Below are 17001 nucleotides of genomic sequence, written 5' to 3'. Positions count from 1 at the left end.
GCCCGGATAATGTGCAGATTGCAGATCAGGCGCGCCGCTTTCCGCCGCCGCCCTGTTTGCGCATCGAAAGCCCGATCCGTTTTCTGGGTACATCCACCTCGACAACGCGCACTTTCACGACTTGCCCGGCCTTGACGACCTCGTGCGGGTCCTTGACGAAGCGGTCGGCCAACTGGCTGACGTGAACCAGACCGTCCTGATGAACGCCCACATCCACAAAGGCCCCAAAGGCCGCCACGTTTGTCACGGTGCCCTCAAGAACCATTCCGGGCTTCAGATCAGTTATCTCTTCGATGCCATCCGCGAAAGTGGCCGTGACAAAGCTGGGCCGGGGGTCTCGTCCGGGTTTCTCAAGCTCGGCAAAGATATCCAGAACCGTGGGCAGGCCGAAATCTTCGGTTACGAATTGTTGTGCCCGCAAGCCTTTCAAGGCCCTCTCATGGCCCATGATGTGCCTGATATCCCGCCCGCAGGCCGACACGACGCGGCGGGCGACTTCATAGGCTTCGGGGTGCACCGACGACGCATCAAGCGGTTCGGCGCCGTCCCTTATGCGAAGAAACCCGGCGCATTGCTCAAAAGCACGCGGACCCAGACCGGCAACGGACAACAGGTCCTTGCGCGATTGGAACGGCCCGTTCAGATCGCGATGGGCGACGATGGCTTCGGCTTGCGCGGGGCCCAGCCCCGACACGCGCGCAAGCAAAGGTGCAGAGGCCGTGTTCAGGTCAACCCCGACCGCGTTCACGACATCCTCAATCGCGGAATCCAGAGATTGCGACAGGCGGTGCTGGTCAACGTCATGCTGATATTGACCGACGCCGATGGATTTCGGTTCGATTTTGACCAGTTCTGCCAAAGGGTCCTGCAATCGGCGGGCAATGGACACCGCCCCACGCAGCGAAACGTCCAGATCGGGAAACTCTCGTGCTGCCAGTTCCGACGCGGAATAGACCGAAGCCCCCGCTTCGGACACTACTACCTTGGTCGGTGCTTTTACCGCCTTGGGGAGCAGAGCCAGCGTATCTGCAACCAACCGTTCGGTTTCCCGGCTCGCTGTTCCGTTTCCGATGGCGATCAGTTCGATCCGATGGGCCGAGATCAGATTCAGGATGGCAGCCTGCGCTCCGCGCAAATCGTTTTTGGGTTGAAAGGGATATAACGTGTCAGTGGCCACGACCTTGCCCGTTGCGTCAACCACCGCCGCTTTCACGCCGGTGCGGATGCCGGGATCAAGGCCCAAAGTGGCCTTGGCACCCGCCGGAGCAGCAAACAGCAAGTCCTTGAGGTTGCGTGAAAAGACCTGAATTGCCTCGTCCTGTGCCCGACTGCGCAGTTCGGCCATCAGTTCGACCATCATCGACAGCGAAAGCTTGACCCGCCATGTCCACCCGGCAACCTTGCGCAACCAGGCATCACCCGGTCCTTGGCCACGGGTCTGCAAATGTGCGGCCACGATGGATTCGGCCCGGGCTGCCCCGAACTCCGGTTCCGGCGCGATATCAAGTGAAACAATGCCCTCTTTTGACGCCCGCAGCATCGCCAATGCCCTATGCGATGGAACATCCGCCCATCGTTCGGAATGGTCAAAATAGTCACTGAACTTGGCGCCTTCCTGTTCTTTCCCGTCGACAACCCTTGCACTGAGCAGCGCCTCGCGCTGCATGAAGGCCCGCAACTCACCCAGCAGAGTCGCATTTTCCGTCAATCGTTCGGTCAGAATGTCCCGCGCGCCGTTCAGCGCGTCACGAGGGGTGGCAACGGCCTCGCTCAGGTATGCCCCGGCCAGTGTTTCCGGGTCCGCATCGCGATCGGCCAGAATGGCTTCGACCAGGGGTTCCAGCCCGTTTTCACGCGCGATCATCGCCTTGGTGCGCCGCTTGGGCTTGTAAGGCAGATAGATGTCTTCCAGCTGTGCCTTGGTTTCTGCCCGAACTATCGATTTACTCAGACCTTCGGTCAGCTTCCCCTGTTCTTTTATCGACTTCAGGATGGTTTCCCGCCGTGCCTCAAGCTCACGCAGATAGGTCAAACGCTCGGACAGAAGGCGCAATTGGGTGTCGTCCAACCCACCGGTTGCTTCTTTCCGATAGCGGGCGACAAAGGGAACCGTCGCTCCGTCGTCCAATAGATTGATCGCAGCACCGACCTGATCGGGACGTGCATTGATCTCGGTGGCTATGGTGCGGGCGATACGGTCCAAGGGGGCCTCCTGAAACGGCAGTGGAAGGGCTTCTTAACCAGCCGTTTCAGCAAGGGAAAGTCCCTTGTATCGGCCCGTCGAAAGGCATCGGCAAACAGCGACTGTTTTCGCGGCTATTCGACATGTCTGAGCCATTGAATGAAAACACCAGCCTGCAAAGGCCTCAGCCCCACGGCATCAGCCCGCAATACCCGGTGCGCGCGCCTACATTGTGCGCCATTTGCGCCAGCGTCGTCAGGTCAAAGACCGGCAGTTTCAGGTCTTCCTGAATGCGCTTTGCATAAGGCGGAAGATCTGTGCATTCCAACACCACAGAGCGTATTTCGGGCGTTTCGCGCTTCAGCCTGCGCGCAGCGTCCAGCACTTCGGCCTCGATCAGATCTGTGTCCATTCGGTTGCGAGCGTTGCGCAGGATGACTTCGGCAAACTCACTGGTGTGTTCCAGACCCTGTACGGCCACCGGAACGCCCCCCGCTCCAACGCCTTCGAAATGGCGTTGCGTCAGCGCTGACGAATCTGCTGTAATCACCCCGACCGGTGCGCTGGCCCCGGTCATGTGAAAGGCCAACGGCACCTGTATCAGGCTCGAAGCGAAGACAGGCACCGATACGGCTGCGGCCAACTCTTTTTGGAACAGGGCGAGAAACCCGCAACTTCCGGTAATGGCGCGCACGCCCTCAGCCTCAAGCCGTTGCGCGCCTTTTATGAAGGGGTTCAGCAGATCAGGCGTCGGATTGTTCAGCAGCGTCGGCACCGTGACGCCATCTATCATCTCGTACAGCACCGGGAATGGCAGGCTGGAAGGGTTCTTGATATGACCGGGAGGTTTGGGAAAATAGCTTTCCAAACACAAAACCCCGATAGAGGCTCCGCAGATATTCTGTCCACCCTGGTAGATTGGCATGACGGGGTAATCCTTCTTCGAAACGGTGGTTGTTGCGCGTCAAAATCGCGACAAGGCGAATGAATCCAATGGGATGTTGAGGCGTTGCCCTGACACCAAGTCAGCCACCAACTCACCTGTTTTGGGGGCCATCATCAAACCGTAATGGGAATGACCAAAGGCGGTGAACAGGCCCTTGTGTCCTTCAACCGGACCGATCGCAGGCAAACTGTCGGGAAAAGACGGGCGTCGGCCCATCCAGAACTGTGTATCCGTGGTGTTCAGATCCGGCATCATTGCGCAGGCCTGTGCGGTCAGAAGCGACTGTTTGCGTGGGTCTGGCGGCGCGTCGATGCTGCCGAATTCGGCCGTGCCCGCCACACGCAGACCGTCCTGCATCGAACTGGCCACCACCTTGGCGTCCACGTCCATCACCGAGTTTTCCAGGCTGGCAGAGGGGGTCGGGAATTGGACATGGTATCCACGCTCGGCCACCAGTGGCACGGGCAAACCCAAAGGTTTCAGCAACCCGGCAGACCAAACCCCGGCGGCCAGCACGACAGTATCGGCGTGAAGCGCGCCGGCCGGTGACGTTAAGTGCCATTGTCCGTCTTCCGTGCGCTTTAATTCTTTGACTTCTGTCCGCACGAACTCGGCGCCTTGTTGACGTGTCTTGTCGGCCAAAACCGCACCGACCCGGCCAGGAGACGTGACCCGCGCCTGTCCCTTGATCAGGATCGCAGCCTTGAAATCTCTGGACAACGCAGGTTCGATCCGGCGCAATTCTGGTCCGTCGATCCGTTCTAGATGTCCGCCTTTTTCCAGCCGGATCAGATATCCCAGTTCTTTCAGGTCAGCCTGATCGGGGTTGCGAAACGCGTGGATATAGTTGGAATCAACAATAAGGTCTTCGTGCCCGGTATTTTGCAGATGTCTTCGGTACAGATCTATCGACGGGCGGCACAGCACCTCCATTGCGTCCGAGATATTGCGTACGGATTTCACGCTTGAATTCTTCAGGAACCTCAGGCCCCAGGGTATCATCCTGGGCCAGAACGCAGGTCTGACGGTCAACGCGCTCTTCGGGTCCAACAGCATCCCGGGGATCGTTTTCCAGATACCCGGCGTGGCCTGCGGAATGACCGACCAGGGCGAGACGACACCGGCATTGCCGAACGACGTCTCCTGCCCCGGTTCTCCACGGTCGATCAGACGCACGGCAATACCGCGATCCTGCAACGAGAGCGCACAGCACAGACCGACGATCCCGGCGCCGATGATGGTCACTTGTTCGGGCATGTCAGACCGTTGCTTGAATTCGGTTGCGGGCGATCACCTGTGTGACAATGACAGGAGACGCCACCGCCAATGCGATCAGGTCAGCCGTCAGCGTGGGCGCCACGAAGATAATCCCGGCAATGGCCATCAGGATGCGCGACACGAGGTTGAGTGGCTGCAACCAATACCCCACGACCGCTGCCGAAAGGGCGATGACACCGGCAATACAGCTGGCGGCGGTATAGGTGAATTCCCAAAGATCGAACCCGGTGGAAGACACGAACAGCAAAACCGGCGCATAGACGAACGCCATTGGCGCGATGACCTTGCCCAGTCCCAGCGTAAAGGCGGACAGCCCGGTGCGGAACGGGTTGGAATTCGCAATCGCTGCCGCCGCATAGGCCGACGTACAGACCGGAGGTGTGATCTCGGAGACCACGCCGTAATACAGCACGAACAGATGGCTGGCGATGGGTGGAACCCCCAACTGCGCCAGCGCAGGCTGCGCCACCGAGACGAGCATGATGTACAGCGCCGTAGTCGGGATGCCGGCACCCATCAGAATGCAGACGATGGCAATGAAGACCAGCGAGATGAACAATTGCAGGTCTTCCATCGCAAACAGTTGGAAACTGCCGAACGAGATCATGTTGTAGAGATCGGATGCCAGATTGCCCGCGCCCTGCGTGACCATGAAGCCGATGCGAAAGCCGATGCCAGTAGTGTTGATGACACCCACAACGATACCCACTGCGGCGGCAGCGGCCCCCACGGCCAGCGAGTATTTTACCCCAAGTTCGACCGCGGCCAACATCTCGGGCACTTCGATCCGTTTCTGCGGGTTCAGCGTGGCAATCACCGACAATCCACACAGAATCGCGGTCATGGACAGGTCGAACCCACCGTCGGAGAACTTCCAAAGTACGAACGCAAGAAACGCCGCTGCGTAGATCAGAGTTGGCGGCTGCTTGATACGCGACATGCCCGCGATCACCGCCAGCGATATGCCGCAGAAGGCCGACATGAAGGGCGTGTATCCAGTGAACAAAACCACCAGCAATCCGATCAAGGGCACGATATTGGCCCAACCCTCGGCCCAGACGGCCTTGAGCTGTGGCAATTGCTCTTTCGCCAGACCTTGCAGGTTCAGCTTGCGCGCCATCAGGTGCACCACGGCAAAGACGCCGACATAGTGCAGGATCGCCGGAAAGATCGCTGCGATCACGATTGTGGTATAGGGCACCTCGAGGAACTCGGCCATGATGAAGGCCGCAGCACCCATGATGGGCGGAGTGATCTGACCACCGGCCGAAGACGCGGCCTCGACCCCGCCTGCAAAGTGACCGGGGTATCCAAGGCGCTTCATGTTGGGAATTGTCAGCGCGCCGGTCGAAACGGTGTTAGCCACCGAAGAGCCCGAGATCGTGCCGAAGAAGGCCGAGGATACCACCGACACTTTGGCCGGACCGCCCGTATAGCGACCCGCCAAAATGGTTGCGTTATCAATGAACAATTGTCCAAGCCCCGTTCGCTGAGCGATCACACCGAACAGGACAAAGTGGAACACGATGGTCGAAACGACCCAAAGCGTCACGCCGTAGATTCCTTCCTGCGGAAAGTACATTGACGATACGAAGGTTTTGAAGTTCACGCCCGGATGTTGCAGCAATCCGGGAAAATAGGGGCCCATCAGCGCGTATGAGATGAATACGCAGATGATCAGCGGCAATACCCAACCAAGCGTGCGGCGCGCAATGTCCAATACCAGAAGGATGATGATGACGCCGAGGATCACATCATAGATGTTTGGGTTGCCCATGCGGAAGGTTTGTTCCTCGATCCCCAGGAACGGGATGCCGCGCCAGGCGAAACCCACGTAAAGTGCGGCGATGATACCAAGCGCCATGAACACCAGATCATAAAGAGGGACGTTGCCGATGCGGAAGCGACTGACTTTGAGAGCATAGAGGCTTTTGGCCCCGACAATCGGGATCGTGGCGTAGACCAGAATGAACAGCAGAGCCAGATAGATGCCCATGTGCCAGTGGTCGGCAGGCAGACCGAACCCAGCCGTGAAGAATTCGTAGAATGCAAAGATCAGGGCGACGACACGCAACACCTTGCCTGCCGTGGGCGTGACCTGCCGGACAGCGGCGCCTTCGTCGAACTGTTCTTCGATGGCCGCCAGTTCCTCGGCCGTCAGTTCGTGGTCATCAAGTTTCTGGGTCTCGGACATGATGGCCCCCCGATTTCGCATAATTCCAGAGTGCGGTGCCCCAAGAAGGGGCACCGACGACAGGTTTCAGTCAGGTGTGGTTATTGAAGAAGACCGGCTTCTTTATAGAATTTCTCGGCACCCGGATGCAGCGGAACACCCAGCGCCTCGACGCCGTCGAGCGCAGTGTCAGGCGTGATCTGCTTGCCCTTTGCGTGGCCGTTGTCCAGCAGCTTGCGCGTGTTGTCGTTCCACAGGGCCTTGGTCAGCTGATAGACCAGATCTTCGGACAGATCCGATGAAACAACCAGCATCGCGCTTACCGCGGGGGTCTTGGTTTCGGAATCGATGCCCTCATATACACCGCCCGGGATAGCGGACGGGATATAGGCAGGAATGATCTCGTTGATCTTTGCCAAATCTTCATCGCTGAAGGAATGCAGGTTCATGCCCTTGGTCGAAGACAGCTGCACCATTGCGGCAACCGGCCATCCTGCTGCGTAGAAATAGGCGTCCAGTTGGCCATCGGCCAGACGTTCGGCACTCTGGCTGTTGTTCAACTCGGCCTCATCCATGTTGTCACGGTTGACGCCCCAGGCTTCCAGCATTTGCAACACGGCCACCTGCGTGCCGGAACCAGCCTGAGCAATACCAACGCGCTTGCCTTTGAGATCACTCAGATCGTTGATCGTCTGGCCTGCGGGAAGAACCAGGTGCAGGTCTTCCGGGAACAGGTTTGCGACGATGCGCAGTTTCGGGTGGGGCTTGCCTTCAAACTTGCCCTCACCCAGATACATCGAACGGGTTACATCTGCCGCGGCCAGGCCGGCCTCAAGCTCGCCGTTTTGCACGGCGGCATTGTTGAAGACTGACGCCGTTGTCGACTGTGCGATCGCGATCAACCCGGGCACGCCGCATTGGCCGCCCTCTTCGCAGGGGCGTGAGCCCGGAGGGGCCGAAATTCCGTTGGCGATGGTCCCGCCGATCGGGAAATAAGTGCCGCCTGCACCGCCGGTGCCGATGCGGAAAAAGGTTGGGTCCTGTGCAAGCGCCGGTGCAGCCAATGCACCCGCCAAAGCCAAACCCGTCAGGCATTTCATCAATCTCATCATAAGCTCCCAGTTGTGGATCATTGGATTCGGTTTGTCCGAATTCTGATCCGTTCAGCCTATGGAGTTTTATCATAAATACAAATTTGTTATATTTAACAAAACGAAAGTTTTGCTTATATATTAAACATGAACCTTGCTCAATTGACCGTTTTTCGTGAGGTGATGGAAACCGGGTCCATCTCTCAAACCGCAAAGAAGCTGAACCGGACACAGCCCGCGATCAGCCTGGCAATCAAGAACCTGGAAAGAAGTCTTGGACTGACCCTGTTCGAACGAAAAGGCCGGCGTCTGATCCCAGTGCCAGAGGCGCATTACCTGTTGGCCGAGACCACCGGAATACTGGACAGATTATCTACGGTTTCCAGCACGATGCACGGGCTTCTTAAAGGAAGTTCGGGCAATCTGAACATTGCGGCAATGCCGGGGCCGTCCATTTTTGCCTTCCCGAATTTCATCAGCCGTTCCGTTGGCGGGAACCCGGACATCCGGGTTACGCTGTCAACCCGCAGTTCGCCCCAGATTATGGAACTTGCAGGCACTCAGAACATTGATTTCGGGTTTGCTGATTTCGAACACCCGGTCGGAAAGAAGCCGCAATTCACGGCAGAGATCATCAGCGGAGACTGCTTTTGCGCAATGGATCGGGACAATCCGCTGGCGCAAGAAAAGGCCGTGACGATTTCGGATCTCGATGATGTGCCAATGGGTGGACTTTACGACACCCACCCTTTTCAGAAGAAAGTGCAACGCGCTTTTCAGATGGTCGCCGCCACTTACAAACCAAGTGTGACGTGCCAGTATTTTCTTCCGCTCATTCCGTTTGTTGGATCGGGGCAGTGCTGCTCGATTGTCGATCCGTTGACCGTTGCAACCGAACGGAAGCTGAATATCTCGCATGGCCGTGTGGTATTCCTGCCTTTCAAGGACCCTCTCAGATATGAATACGCCATCCTGTCGCCGGATCACCGCCCCCCGTCGCAATTGTCGCTTAAAATAAAAGCGGGGTGGAAGGCGGAAGTTGTGTCGATGCTGGATCAGACCAACGCCAACCCGCGGACGGAAGACTTCTGAAAGACACCCGACCGCACTGCGAAATGGGTCACAACCGGAAGAACTCAGATGCCGCGCGCAACAGAGGCCTCCAGCGTCGATTTGAGCAGTTGCGGATCTATCGGTTTGTAAAACAGCGGCAGATTTGCTTGTTTGCACTGCTGGACAAGCTCTTGTGATCGATTGGCTGAGATAATACAGCCGGGCAAATGCCCGAATTCATCCGTCAGGGCGCGCATGGCGTCCGTGCCTGTTTTTCCGTTGTTCAATTGATAGTCGGCAACGACAAAGTCTGGCAAGATGCCAATTTCGCGCAGAAGGCCAATCGCTTCGCTTTCGCTTTCGCATTCCAGAACCTCGACGCCCCAGGATTCGATGGTCATGGTCAACGCCCCGCGCAGGTTTTCATCGTTTTCGATCAACAGGGCGACGGTGTTGCCCAGCACATTCGAGTTTGGTTTTTGTACCACTGAGGAGCAGAGAGAAACCTCTGGTTTCGCCCGGGCCAAAGGTATTTCGACCGAAAACCCCGTGCCCTTTCCAACTTCGGAAAACAGGTGGATGGGGTGTTGAAGCAATCCGCAGGCCCGCTCGACAATCGCAAGACCCAACCCCATGCCTTCGGCGGCGCTGGCATCTGAATGCAAACGCTGAAATTCCTGAAACACGATATCTCTTTGATCTGATGCTATGCCGATGCCCGTGTCCCAGACTTCCAAAGCAATTGCGTTCTTGCGATGCCTGACACCAACAAGAACTTTCCCGGTCTCGGTATACCGGATCGCGTTTGACAGCAGATTCTGCAATATACGCCGAAGGTAACTGGCATCGCTTGTGACCAGAGCCTTTGTGTCAACAAAACGCAGTTTCAGACCTTTGGCCTGGGCGACGGGATTGAATGCGTCTTCCATCTGCAAGAAAAGCTCGCCCACCGACACCGTGGACAGATGCGCCTTGGCCCGCCCGGAATCCAGCTTTGAGATGTCCAGCAGGGCTTCGAGAATGTGTTCGACACTGTTCAGGGCGCTTTCTGCTTTTGCTGCAACGGTCTGCGCGGTGTCAGTGTCCAAACCGCTGCCCAGTGACGCAACATAGAGCTTTGCAGCAGACAGAGGTTGCAACAGGTCATGGCTGGCGGCGGCCACAAAACGCGATTTTGACGCGTTCGCCCGTTCAGCCTCGTTCAGCGCGTCCGCAAGTTCCATTGTGCGTGACGCCACACGTTGTTCCAAAAGTTCCTTGGCTTCATACAAGGCCTGCGCAGACCTCCGTTCCGCAGTTACATCGGTAAAGGAAATCACAAAGCCCCGATCGGGCATTTCCTGGGCAAAGACCGACAGGATTTTCGATCGCCCCCGATGCATCTGGAACTGAAGAGGGCGGCGATAGGTTGGTCGGCTGACCCAATCCAGCAGATCCGCCTCGGTTATGCCTTTCTGAAAGCTGATGTTGTCGCCCAAGCGATTAGACAGGGTTTCAAACCGCGTGCCCATCTGAAACTGAGTGATCGGTATTGCCAAAAGCTCGCTTGCGCGGGTGTTCCACCCGATCATGCGGTGCTTGTTGTCAAAGATGCAGACGCCCTGATCGATATGTTCAAGCGTAGCGCGGATCAGCCGCGCCTTATCGTCAAGAATGCGATCCCTTTCTTGCCGTTCGATCCGCATGATGTCTGTTACGTCAGTTTGCAGGATCACGGTGCCCCCGTCTGGGGTGCGGTGTTCTGACACTTGCGTCCACCGATTGCCCGAAAGACGAACATTGAACACCACGTGATCATCTGCGTGACGATCCAGGCGGCTTCTGGCCCAATCCTCTGGGGTCATTGTCTCCGGCAAGGACAGGAACCCGGATTGGCTGACCAGTTCCACGTAGTCGGCAAAGCGCAAGCCGGGGTTCAGCTGTTCCTGAATGTCGGGCATATGCATCCCGAACCGGCTGTTGCACAGCACCAGTTCTTCGTCACGATTGAACAGGGCAAAGCCTTCCTGCACAGTTTCGATCGCATTTGCCAAATCTGCGCGCGCTGCTTCGGTTTCCTTGTTGGCCTGCGCCAACCTGGCGTTGGAGTCATTCAGAAGCTCAAGCGCGCGCTCAAGGTCATCCGTTCGGGCGCGGACCTCTTGTTCAAGCACCGCCGCCCGTTGGAACTGAGCATAAGCCGCGCCAGAGGCATTGGTGGATTCTTCGACCCGCCGCATCAGGGCTTCGGCGATTTTCCTAAGCTTCTCGTTCTGACGACCAAGTGAGTCCGAGGGGTCTGTGAGATGCTCGATCATACCTTACTCTTTCTCGGGCGGGTATATCGCCACGCCGGTCAGGGTCTGGTTCACATGGATCGAATTGAATTGCTCTCCATAGGTCGAGAAACCGACCACGTTATGGCGGGACAGGATGTCCGAGATCGCGCGCGTCTTCTGCTTTTGATGGGCCTCCAGCCGACGAAGGATGCAGTCACAACCCAGAATGGTGTCGGGTTGCTGCTTCTCGGTCAACAGGCTGATTTCTTCCTGTAGATGTTCAACCATGTCCCGAGGTTCTGCCAGCGTCAGGACCAAGCCTTCGTCAATCGCCGAAAAAAAGACGAGATCGCCATTTCCCGCCACCTGCTGGATCGCGCGGACATGGTGTTGCCCGCCTATTTGCACAACGACGGGATGGGCTGCGAATGTGAATGTGGTGAGCTGTTCAGGGTCTTTCCCGAGAATACGGGCGTATTCGCGGGCAGCGGGTTCGGCATTGATTTCCTGAACGATGCGTTTTGCCGGGTCTGCCTTGGTCACGACCATGCGATGGGCGGTGGGCAGAAGGTGATCGGTCTTGAACACCTTGATCGGACACCGCGTGCGAACCTGCGTGAGCACGGCTGCGTTGCTTCTTGCCTGCCCCTGATACAGAACATATGTGCGCCCGAATTTGGTTCCATCCCCCGCCGAACCGCCGAACAATGGCACCGGCCCCAGCCCCACAGCCAATTCCGACGCCAGTTCATCTTCTTTTGTCGACAGCCCGTCAATCATCAGGAACGTGAATTCATGGCTCCAGTCGGGTGCGTTCGCCATCATCGCATTTCTGTTGTGGATCATCTCTTTGATGATGCTGTCGGAATCGAATTCGTTCAGATCCGGAACAAGAACCGTGCGTATGTCGAAATGGGATTGCGGCAGGCCGATCGCGACGATCTGATCATCGCAATACCCACTATCCGCCAGCTCTCCGGCGGTGGTGCAACCAACAATCGGGGTCGGCGCAAAGGCGCGTTCGGCATCCGCGATCACCACGGATGCATCGGCGTTCGGGCTGACAAAAAGAATGACAAGCGCAAGTGCGTCATCACCCAACTGGCGTTTGAGTGTCTCGATCGACTGCCCGGTGTCGTGGCGTGCAAAAGCCGTTTTGACGATGCCTGGCGTACGGGCCCGGGCTGTTGCCCACCCGACTGCTTGGTCCATCGTGCCTCCTCCCTAAAAGCGCGACGATGACGTGAGAGTATGACGCTTAGCCTTGGTCTTGCAAGACACTGGCAAAGGACGCTTTCTTGACGATCAGAACCGCCTGCGTGCGGCTTTGAACACCCAGTTTTCGCATTATTGCTGTCACGTGCGCTTTGACCGTCGTTTCCGCAATCGACAAGTCATAGGCGATTTGCTTGTTCAGTTTGCCTTCGCAGATCAGTTGCAGGATGCGCGCCTGCTGATTTGTCAGTGTCGCCAGTCGTTTTACGGCTTCGCCGTGTTCGTCCTCTTCCTCTGTGTCAATCAAAATACAGCCCTCCGGCACGAAAACGTCACCGGCGTGCACTGTCTCGAATGCAGTGCGGAACACGTCGCGCTGACTGTGCTTGGGGACATAGCCTGATGCGCCGGCCTGTATCACCTGGCTGACAACGCGGTTATCCGTCAGCGACGACACCACGATCACCGGTGCGTCCGTGGAAGCCTTCAAGCGGATCAGACCTTCCAGACCGTCCACATCCGGCAAATTGAGATCCAGCATGACCGCATCGGGTTTCAGCCCACTTGCCAGCAGATCCAAGGCGCCCTCCAGCCGGTCTGCCGTATGGACTTCCCGGATCTGAGCCACACTTTGCAAGGTCATCGACAAGGCGTCGCAAAACAATGGATGGTCATCAACGATCAGCACTTTTTCGAAATCATTGCGCGCGGCGGATTCAGCAAGCATTTGGTATAGCCTTTTGCATTCAAATGGTCTCCAGCCTAACCAATCCTAGCAACGAATGAAAACCACGCATACTGGCGGAAGGTCGTATAGCAACGCGCACCCCGGATCAGGATCAGAAGCGTGTGACATGTTCTGTAACTGAACCGGATCAGCTCGCCGTTCTCTTGTCCGGGTTGCAGGCTGCCCGGCGATGCCCGAACATGTCAGGAACGACCAAGTTTCCTCCTCCGCCTTGGTCGCCCACCGCAGTGAATGCACTATCCGTCGTCCAGGATATCAGAACTGCTGGCGACCTGAGCCAATATCAGTCGCGTTTAAATTTTTAGTTACACAGCTATGATGCTGGTGTTTCCAGATTAGCGATGTCGCAGGAAGGGCGTATCGCCGAAATCTTCAAACGTCACGGCCTTACACATTCGCCGCCCGCGCTGCGGTGACTACACCCAAGGTCCTATAGGCAAGGCTGCGAACACCGCGTAGCGTAACAAAAATATACTTGGAGAAGTGAAATGGAACTCAGTGACAGCCGCGTCATCGCCGCGCCGCGATCCAAAGTCTGGGCCTCGCTCTTGTCGGCAGAAGTTCTTAAGGAATGCGTGCCGGGATGTCAGGAGATGACAGGCTCTATCGAAGACGGGTTCGAGGCCACCGTCGTGCAAAAAGTAGGCCCGGTCAAAGCGACGTTCAAAGGCTCTGTGACCCTTTCTGATCTCGTGGAGCTTGAAAGCGTGAAGTTATCGGGTGAAGGTAAGGGAGGAGCCGCCGGATTTGCCAAAGGCGCGGCCGACGTCACCTTGTCGGATGCCCCCGAAGGCACACTGCTGACCTACGCGGTCGATGCACGCGTCGGTGGCAAACTGGCTCAGTTGGGGGGGCGCGTGATTGATGGGGTTGCCAGAAAAATGGCCGACCAGTTCTTTGAGAACTTTCAGAATGCGGTCGAACCTCAGGATGCGCCCGAGCCCGAAACCTCGGAAGAAGGCGAGACCGGGGAAGAAAAGAAAGGTTGGATCAAGCGCGTGTTAGGCGGTTGATCCTTTGGAATTCAGGGAGGAGAAAGTCATGAAAATTTCCATGACCGTGAACGGCAAGGCCGTAAGCGGAGACGTCGAGGGCCGGACATTGTTGTCCGGTTTTCTGCGCGATCACCTGTCTTTGACGGGCACGCATGTGGGGTGCGACACTGCGCAATGCGGCGCGTGCGTGGTGCATGTGAATGGCGAAGCGGTGAAATCGTGCAACATGCTGGCCGCCGAGGCAGATGGGGCTGATGTCGGCACGATCGAAGGTCAGGCCAATTCGGATGGGTCGTTGAACGTGATCCAGCAGGCGTTTCAGGATCACCACGGTCTGCAATGCGGATTCTGCACTCCGGGCATGGTGATGAGCGCCGCCGCGCTGCTGAAAGAGAACCCGCGCCCGACCGAGGCCGAAATCCGGAAATACCTGGAGGGCAACCTGTGCCGCTGCACCGGGTATCACAACATCGTCAAGGCGATCATGGCCGCATCCGGCCAGGACGTGGGCAGCATCGCTGCGGAATGATGCCGCTGCGGGCGTCGGAAACACGCCCGTGGGATGAGTGAGGGATGCAGCAGCATCCGTTTATGGGAGGAGAACAAGCAATGCCCAAAGACAGTGGCATCGGAGCCAGTTCCAAGCGGCGCGAGGACGTGCGCTTTCTGACCGGAGCAGGCAATTATACCGACGACATCAACGTGCATGGCCAGGCCTATGTGCATTTTCTGCGGTCCGACATCGCGCATGGCCGGATCAAATCCGTAGACACTACGGCGGCCGAAGGCATGCCGGGTGTGGTCAGGGTGTTTACCGGCAAGGATTTCGAAGGCGTGGGCGGTATGCCCTGCGGCTGGGAAGTCACCGACAAGCACGGCGCGCCGATGCAAGAGCCGCCGCACCCCATTCTGGCGCAAGGCAAAGTGCGTCATGTGGGCGACCCGATCGCAGCCGTTGTGGCCGACAGTCTTGAGCAGGCCCGCGACGCGGCTGAGGCCATCGAAGTGGATATCGAGGAATTGCCCGCGGTGATCGACATGAAGGCAGCCGCGCAGGATGGCGCGACGCTGGTCCATGACGATCTGAAGAACAACATCTGCTATGACTGGCAACTGGGTGAGGCGGATGATGCCAAGGTGAACGAGGTGTTTGCCAACGCCGCGCATGTCACCACGCTGGAACTGGTGAACAACCGTCTGGTCGCCAACCCGATGGAACCGCGCGTGGCCGTGGCGGAATACAGCCGGGGCACCGACGAATACACGCTCTACACCACGTCGCAGAACCCGCATGTGATCCGGCTGCTGATGTGCGCCTTCGTGCTGGGCCTGCCCGAGCACAAGGTCCGCGTCGTGGCGCCGGATGTGGGCGGCGGTTTCGGCACCAAGATTTTCCACTATGCGGAAGAGGCATTCTGTACCTTCGCCGCCAAGGCCTGCAACCGCCCGGTCAAGTGGACGGCCAGCCGTTCCGAGGCGTTCATGTCGGATGCACAGGGCCGCGACCATGTCAGCAAGATCGAGCTGGCGCTGGATGCCGACAACAATTTCGTCGGCCTGCGCACCAACACTTACGCCAATCTGGGCGCGTATCTGTCGACCTTTTCCAGCTCAGTCCCGACCTGGCTGCACGGGACGCTGATGGCGGGCAACTACAAGACGCCGGTCATTCAGGTGAACGTGAAGGCAATGTTCACCAATACGGTGCCGGTGGACGCCTATCGCGGCGCAGGCCGCCCCGAGGCGACGTACCAGCTGGAACGTGTGATCGACAAAGCCGCGCGCGAACTGGGTGCCGATCCGATCGCCCTGCGTCGACAGAACTTCATCACGCAGTTCCCCTACGACACGCCGGTGGCGCTGACCTATGACACCGGGGACTACAACGGAACGATGGACAAGCTTGAGGCCGCCGCCGATCTGGCAGGTTTTGCAGCGCGGCGCGCGCAAAGTGAAGCCAACGGCAAGCTTCGGGGTTTGGGCATCAACTGCTATATCGAGGCCTGCGGCATCGCGCCTTCCAACATTGTCGGAATGCTCGGGGCCCGAGCGGGCCTCTATGATGCAGCAACTGTTCGGGTTAATGCGACAGGCTCCATCAGCGTCATGGTCGGCGCGCACAGCCATGGACAGGGACACGAGACGGCCTTTCCGCAGGTGGTGGCCGACATGATCGGTATCGACGAGTCGATGGTCGAGATCGTGCATGGCGACACTTCGAAGATTCCGTTCGGCATGGGCACCTATGGCTCGCGCTCGCTGGCGGTCTGTGGCTCGGCTATGGTCAAGGCGACCGAAAAGGTGATCGACAAGGCCAAGAAGATCGCCGCCCACCTGCTGGAGGCATCCGAGGCCGATATCGAGCTCAAGGACGGTCAGTTCAGCGTTGCGGGTACTGATAAGTCAGTGGCCTGGGGCGATGTGACCCTGACGGCCTATGTCCCGCACAACTATCCGCTGGAAGTGGAGCCCGGATTGGAGGAAACCGCTTTCTATGACCCGGCCAATTTTACCTTCCCGGCAGGCGCCTATGCCTGCGAGGTCGAGGTCGATCCGGAAACCGGTCAGGTCAGTATCGAGAAATTCACTGCGGCGGATGATTTCGGCAACATCATCAATCCAATGATCGTGGATGGTCAGGTCCATGGCGGTATCGGTCAGGGCATCGGGCAGGCGCTGCTTGAGAACTGTGCCTATGACGAAAACGGCCAGCTGCTGAGCGCGTCCTTCATGGACTATGCGATGCCGCGTGCGGATGACGTGCCATTCTACGGCGTAGATCATTCCAGCCAGACGCCATGTACGCACAATCCCCTGGGCGTAAAGGGCTGTGGCGAAGCCGGTGCGATCGGGTCGCCACCTGCGGTCGTCAACGCGGTTCTTGACGCGCTGAATTCGGGCGGCAAGGCGGTGGACCATATCGACATGCCGGTCAGCCCGTCGCGCGTCTGGGCGGCGATGAACAGCTGAGTGGAGAGGTTGGTGTGCGAGGGGCCAGCCCCTCGCGCTCCCCGGGATATTTACAGCCAGATGAAGGGCGGTTCCGCGCCTTTCGGAAAGGA

At 58.0% G+C, this 17001-nt stretch carries 12 protein-coding genes; 4 read left to right on the top strand and 8 right to left on the bottom strand.

Translation table 11 applies throughout. The features are described from left to right. Positions 1-25: 25 nt before the first annotated feature. The 5 genes from ACR0C6_RS08370 to ACR0C6_RS08350 form a co-directional block, all read right to left on the bottom strand. Positions 26-2203 carry a Tex family protein gene (locus ACR0C6_RS08370; RefSeq protein WP_480618862.1) on the bottom strand — a complete coding sequence of 726 codons (2178 nt, stop codon included), beginning with the start codon at positions 2201-2203 and terminating at the stop codon, positions 26-28. Positions 2204-2366: 163 nt separating this feature from the next. Then, entirely contained in the window at positions 2367-3107 is a 741-nt protein-coding gene (locus tag ACR0C6_RS08365; RefSeq protein WP_171228801.1) for an aspartate/glutamate racemase family protein, read from the bottom strand. Between the two features lie 39 nt (positions 3108-3146). Beyond that, entirely contained in the window at positions 3147-4385 is a 1239-nt protein-coding gene (locus ACR0C6_RS08360; protein WP_480618861.1) for an NAD(P)/FAD-dependent oxidoreductase, read from the bottom strand. Between the two features lies 1 nt (position 4386). Beyond that, positions 4387-6600, bottom strand: coding sequence for a TRAP transporter permease (locus ACR0C6_RS08355; protein ID WP_480618860.1), 2214 nt, complete (start codon positions 6598-6600; stop codon positions 4387-4389). A gap of 80 nt (positions 6601-6680) precedes the next feature. Then, positions 6681-7688 carry a TAXI family TRAP transporter solute-binding subunit gene (locus ACR0C6_RS08350; RefSeq protein ID WP_171119318.1) on the bottom strand — a complete coding sequence of 336 codons (1008 nt, stop codon included), beginning with the start codon at positions 7686-7688 and terminating at the stop codon, positions 6681-6683. Positions 7689-7817: 129 nt separating this feature from the next. Here ACR0C6_RS08350 and ACR0C6_RS08345 point away from each other — a divergent pair, with 129 nt between their 5' ends. Continuing rightward, a complete protein-coding gene (locus ACR0C6_RS08345) occupies positions 7818-8762 on the top strand; it encodes a LysR family transcriptional regulator (RefSeq protein ID WP_480446415.1) in 945 nt (314 codons plus the stop codon). Positions 8763-8806: 44 nt separating this feature from the next. On the opposite strand, the gene ACR0C6_RS08340 is transcribed toward ACR0C6_RS08345, so the two are convergent. From ACR0C6_RS08340 to ACR0C6_RS08330, 3 genes are read right to left on the bottom strand one after another with little or no spacing between them, the layout of a single operon-like run. Continuing rightward, a complete protein-coding gene (locus ACR0C6_RS08340; RefSeq protein WP_480446416.1) occupies positions 8807-11020 on the bottom strand; it encodes a hybrid sensor histidine kinase/response regulator in 2214 nt (737 codons plus the stop codon). Positions 11021-11023: 3 nt separating this feature from the next. Beyond that, positions 11024-12193, bottom strand: coding sequence for an FIST N-terminal domain-containing protein (locus ACR0C6_RS08335; RefSeq protein ID WP_480618859.1), 1170 nt, complete (start codon positions 12191-12193; stop codon positions 11024-11026). A 46-nt stretch (positions 12194-12239) separates the two neighbouring features. After that, on the bottom strand, positions 12240-12923 hold the full coding sequence (locus tag ACR0C6_RS08330) for a response regulator (RefSeq protein WP_171119322.1): 684 nt from the start codon (positions 12921-12923) through the stop codon (positions 12240-12242). A 509-nt stretch (positions 12924-13432) separates the two neighbouring features. On the opposite strand from ACR0C6_RS08330, the gene ACR0C6_RS08325 reads away from it, so the two are divergent. From ACR0C6_RS08325 to ACR0C6_RS08315, 3 genes are all read left to right on the top strand, one after another. Further along, on the top strand, positions 13433-13957 hold the full coding sequence (locus ACR0C6_RS08325) for an SRPBCC family protein (RefSeq protein ID WP_480618858.1): 525 nt from the start codon (positions 13433-13435) through the stop codon (positions 13955-13957). A 28-nt stretch (positions 13958-13985) separates the two neighbouring features. Next, a complete protein-coding gene (locus tag ACR0C6_RS08320; protein ID WP_171205170.1) occupies positions 13986-14468 on the top strand; it encodes a (2Fe-2S)-binding protein in 483 nt (160 codons plus the stop codon). Positions 14469-14548: 80 nt separating this feature from the next. After that, positions 14549-16909, top strand: a complete 2361-nt coding sequence (locus ACR0C6_RS08315) for a xanthine dehydrogenase family protein molybdopterin-binding subunit (RefSeq protein WP_480618857.1) — start codon at positions 14549-14551, stop codon at positions 16907-16909. Positions 16910-17001 lie beyond the last annotated feature (92 nt).

This window comes from Ruegeria sp. AL12 (assembly GCF_056540885.1).
This window is presented reverse-complemented; position numbering and strand designations above follow the sequence as displayed.

Bases quoted from the DNA above. Each gene is read 5' to 3' on its own strand.
- ACR0C6_RS08365 (WP_171228801.1), bottom strand. From the start codon at position 3,107: ATGCCAATCTACCAGGGTGGACAGAATATCTGCGGAGCCTCTATCGGG.
- ACR0C6_RS08360 (WP_480618861.1), bottom strand. From the start codon at position 4,385: ATGCCCGAACAAGTGACCATCATCGGCGCCGGGATCGTCGGTCTGTGC.
- ACR0C6_RS08355 (WP_480618860.1), bottom strand. From the start codon at position 6,600: ATGTCCGAGACCCAGAAACTTGATGACCACGAACTGACGGCCGAGGAA.
- ACR0C6_RS08350 (WP_171119318.1), bottom strand. From the start codon at position 7,688: ATGAGATTGATGAAATGCCTGACGGGTTTGGCTTTGGCGGGTGCATTG.
- ACR0C6_RS08345 (WP_480446415.1), top strand. From the start codon at position 7,818: ATGAACCTTGCTCAATTGACCGTTTTTCGTGAGGTGATGGAAACCGGG.
- ACR0C6_RS08340 (WP_480446416.1), bottom strand. From the start codon at position 11,020: ATGATCGAGCATCTCACAGACCCCTCGGACTCACTTGGTCGTCAGAAC.
- ACR0C6_RS08335 (WP_480618859.1), bottom strand. From the start codon at position 12,193: ATGGACCAAGCAGTCGGGTGGGCAACAGCCCGGGCCCGTACGCCAGGC.
- ACR0C6_RS08330 (WP_171119322.1), bottom strand. From the start codon at position 12,923: ATGCTTGCTGAATCCGCCGCGCGCAATGATTTCGAAAAAGTGCTGATC.
- ACR0C6_RS08325 (WP_480618858.1), top strand. From the start codon at position 13,433: ATGGAACTCAGTGACAGCCGCGTCATCGCCGCGCCGCGATCCAAAGTC.
- ACR0C6_RS08320 (WP_171205170.1), top strand. From the start codon at position 13,986: ATGAAAATTTCCATGACCGTGAACGGCAAGGCCGTAAGCGGAGACGTC.
- ACR0C6_RS08315 (WP_480618857.1), top strand. From the start codon at position 14,549: ATGCCCAAAGACAGTGGCATCGGAGCCAGTTCCAAGCGGCGCGAGGAC.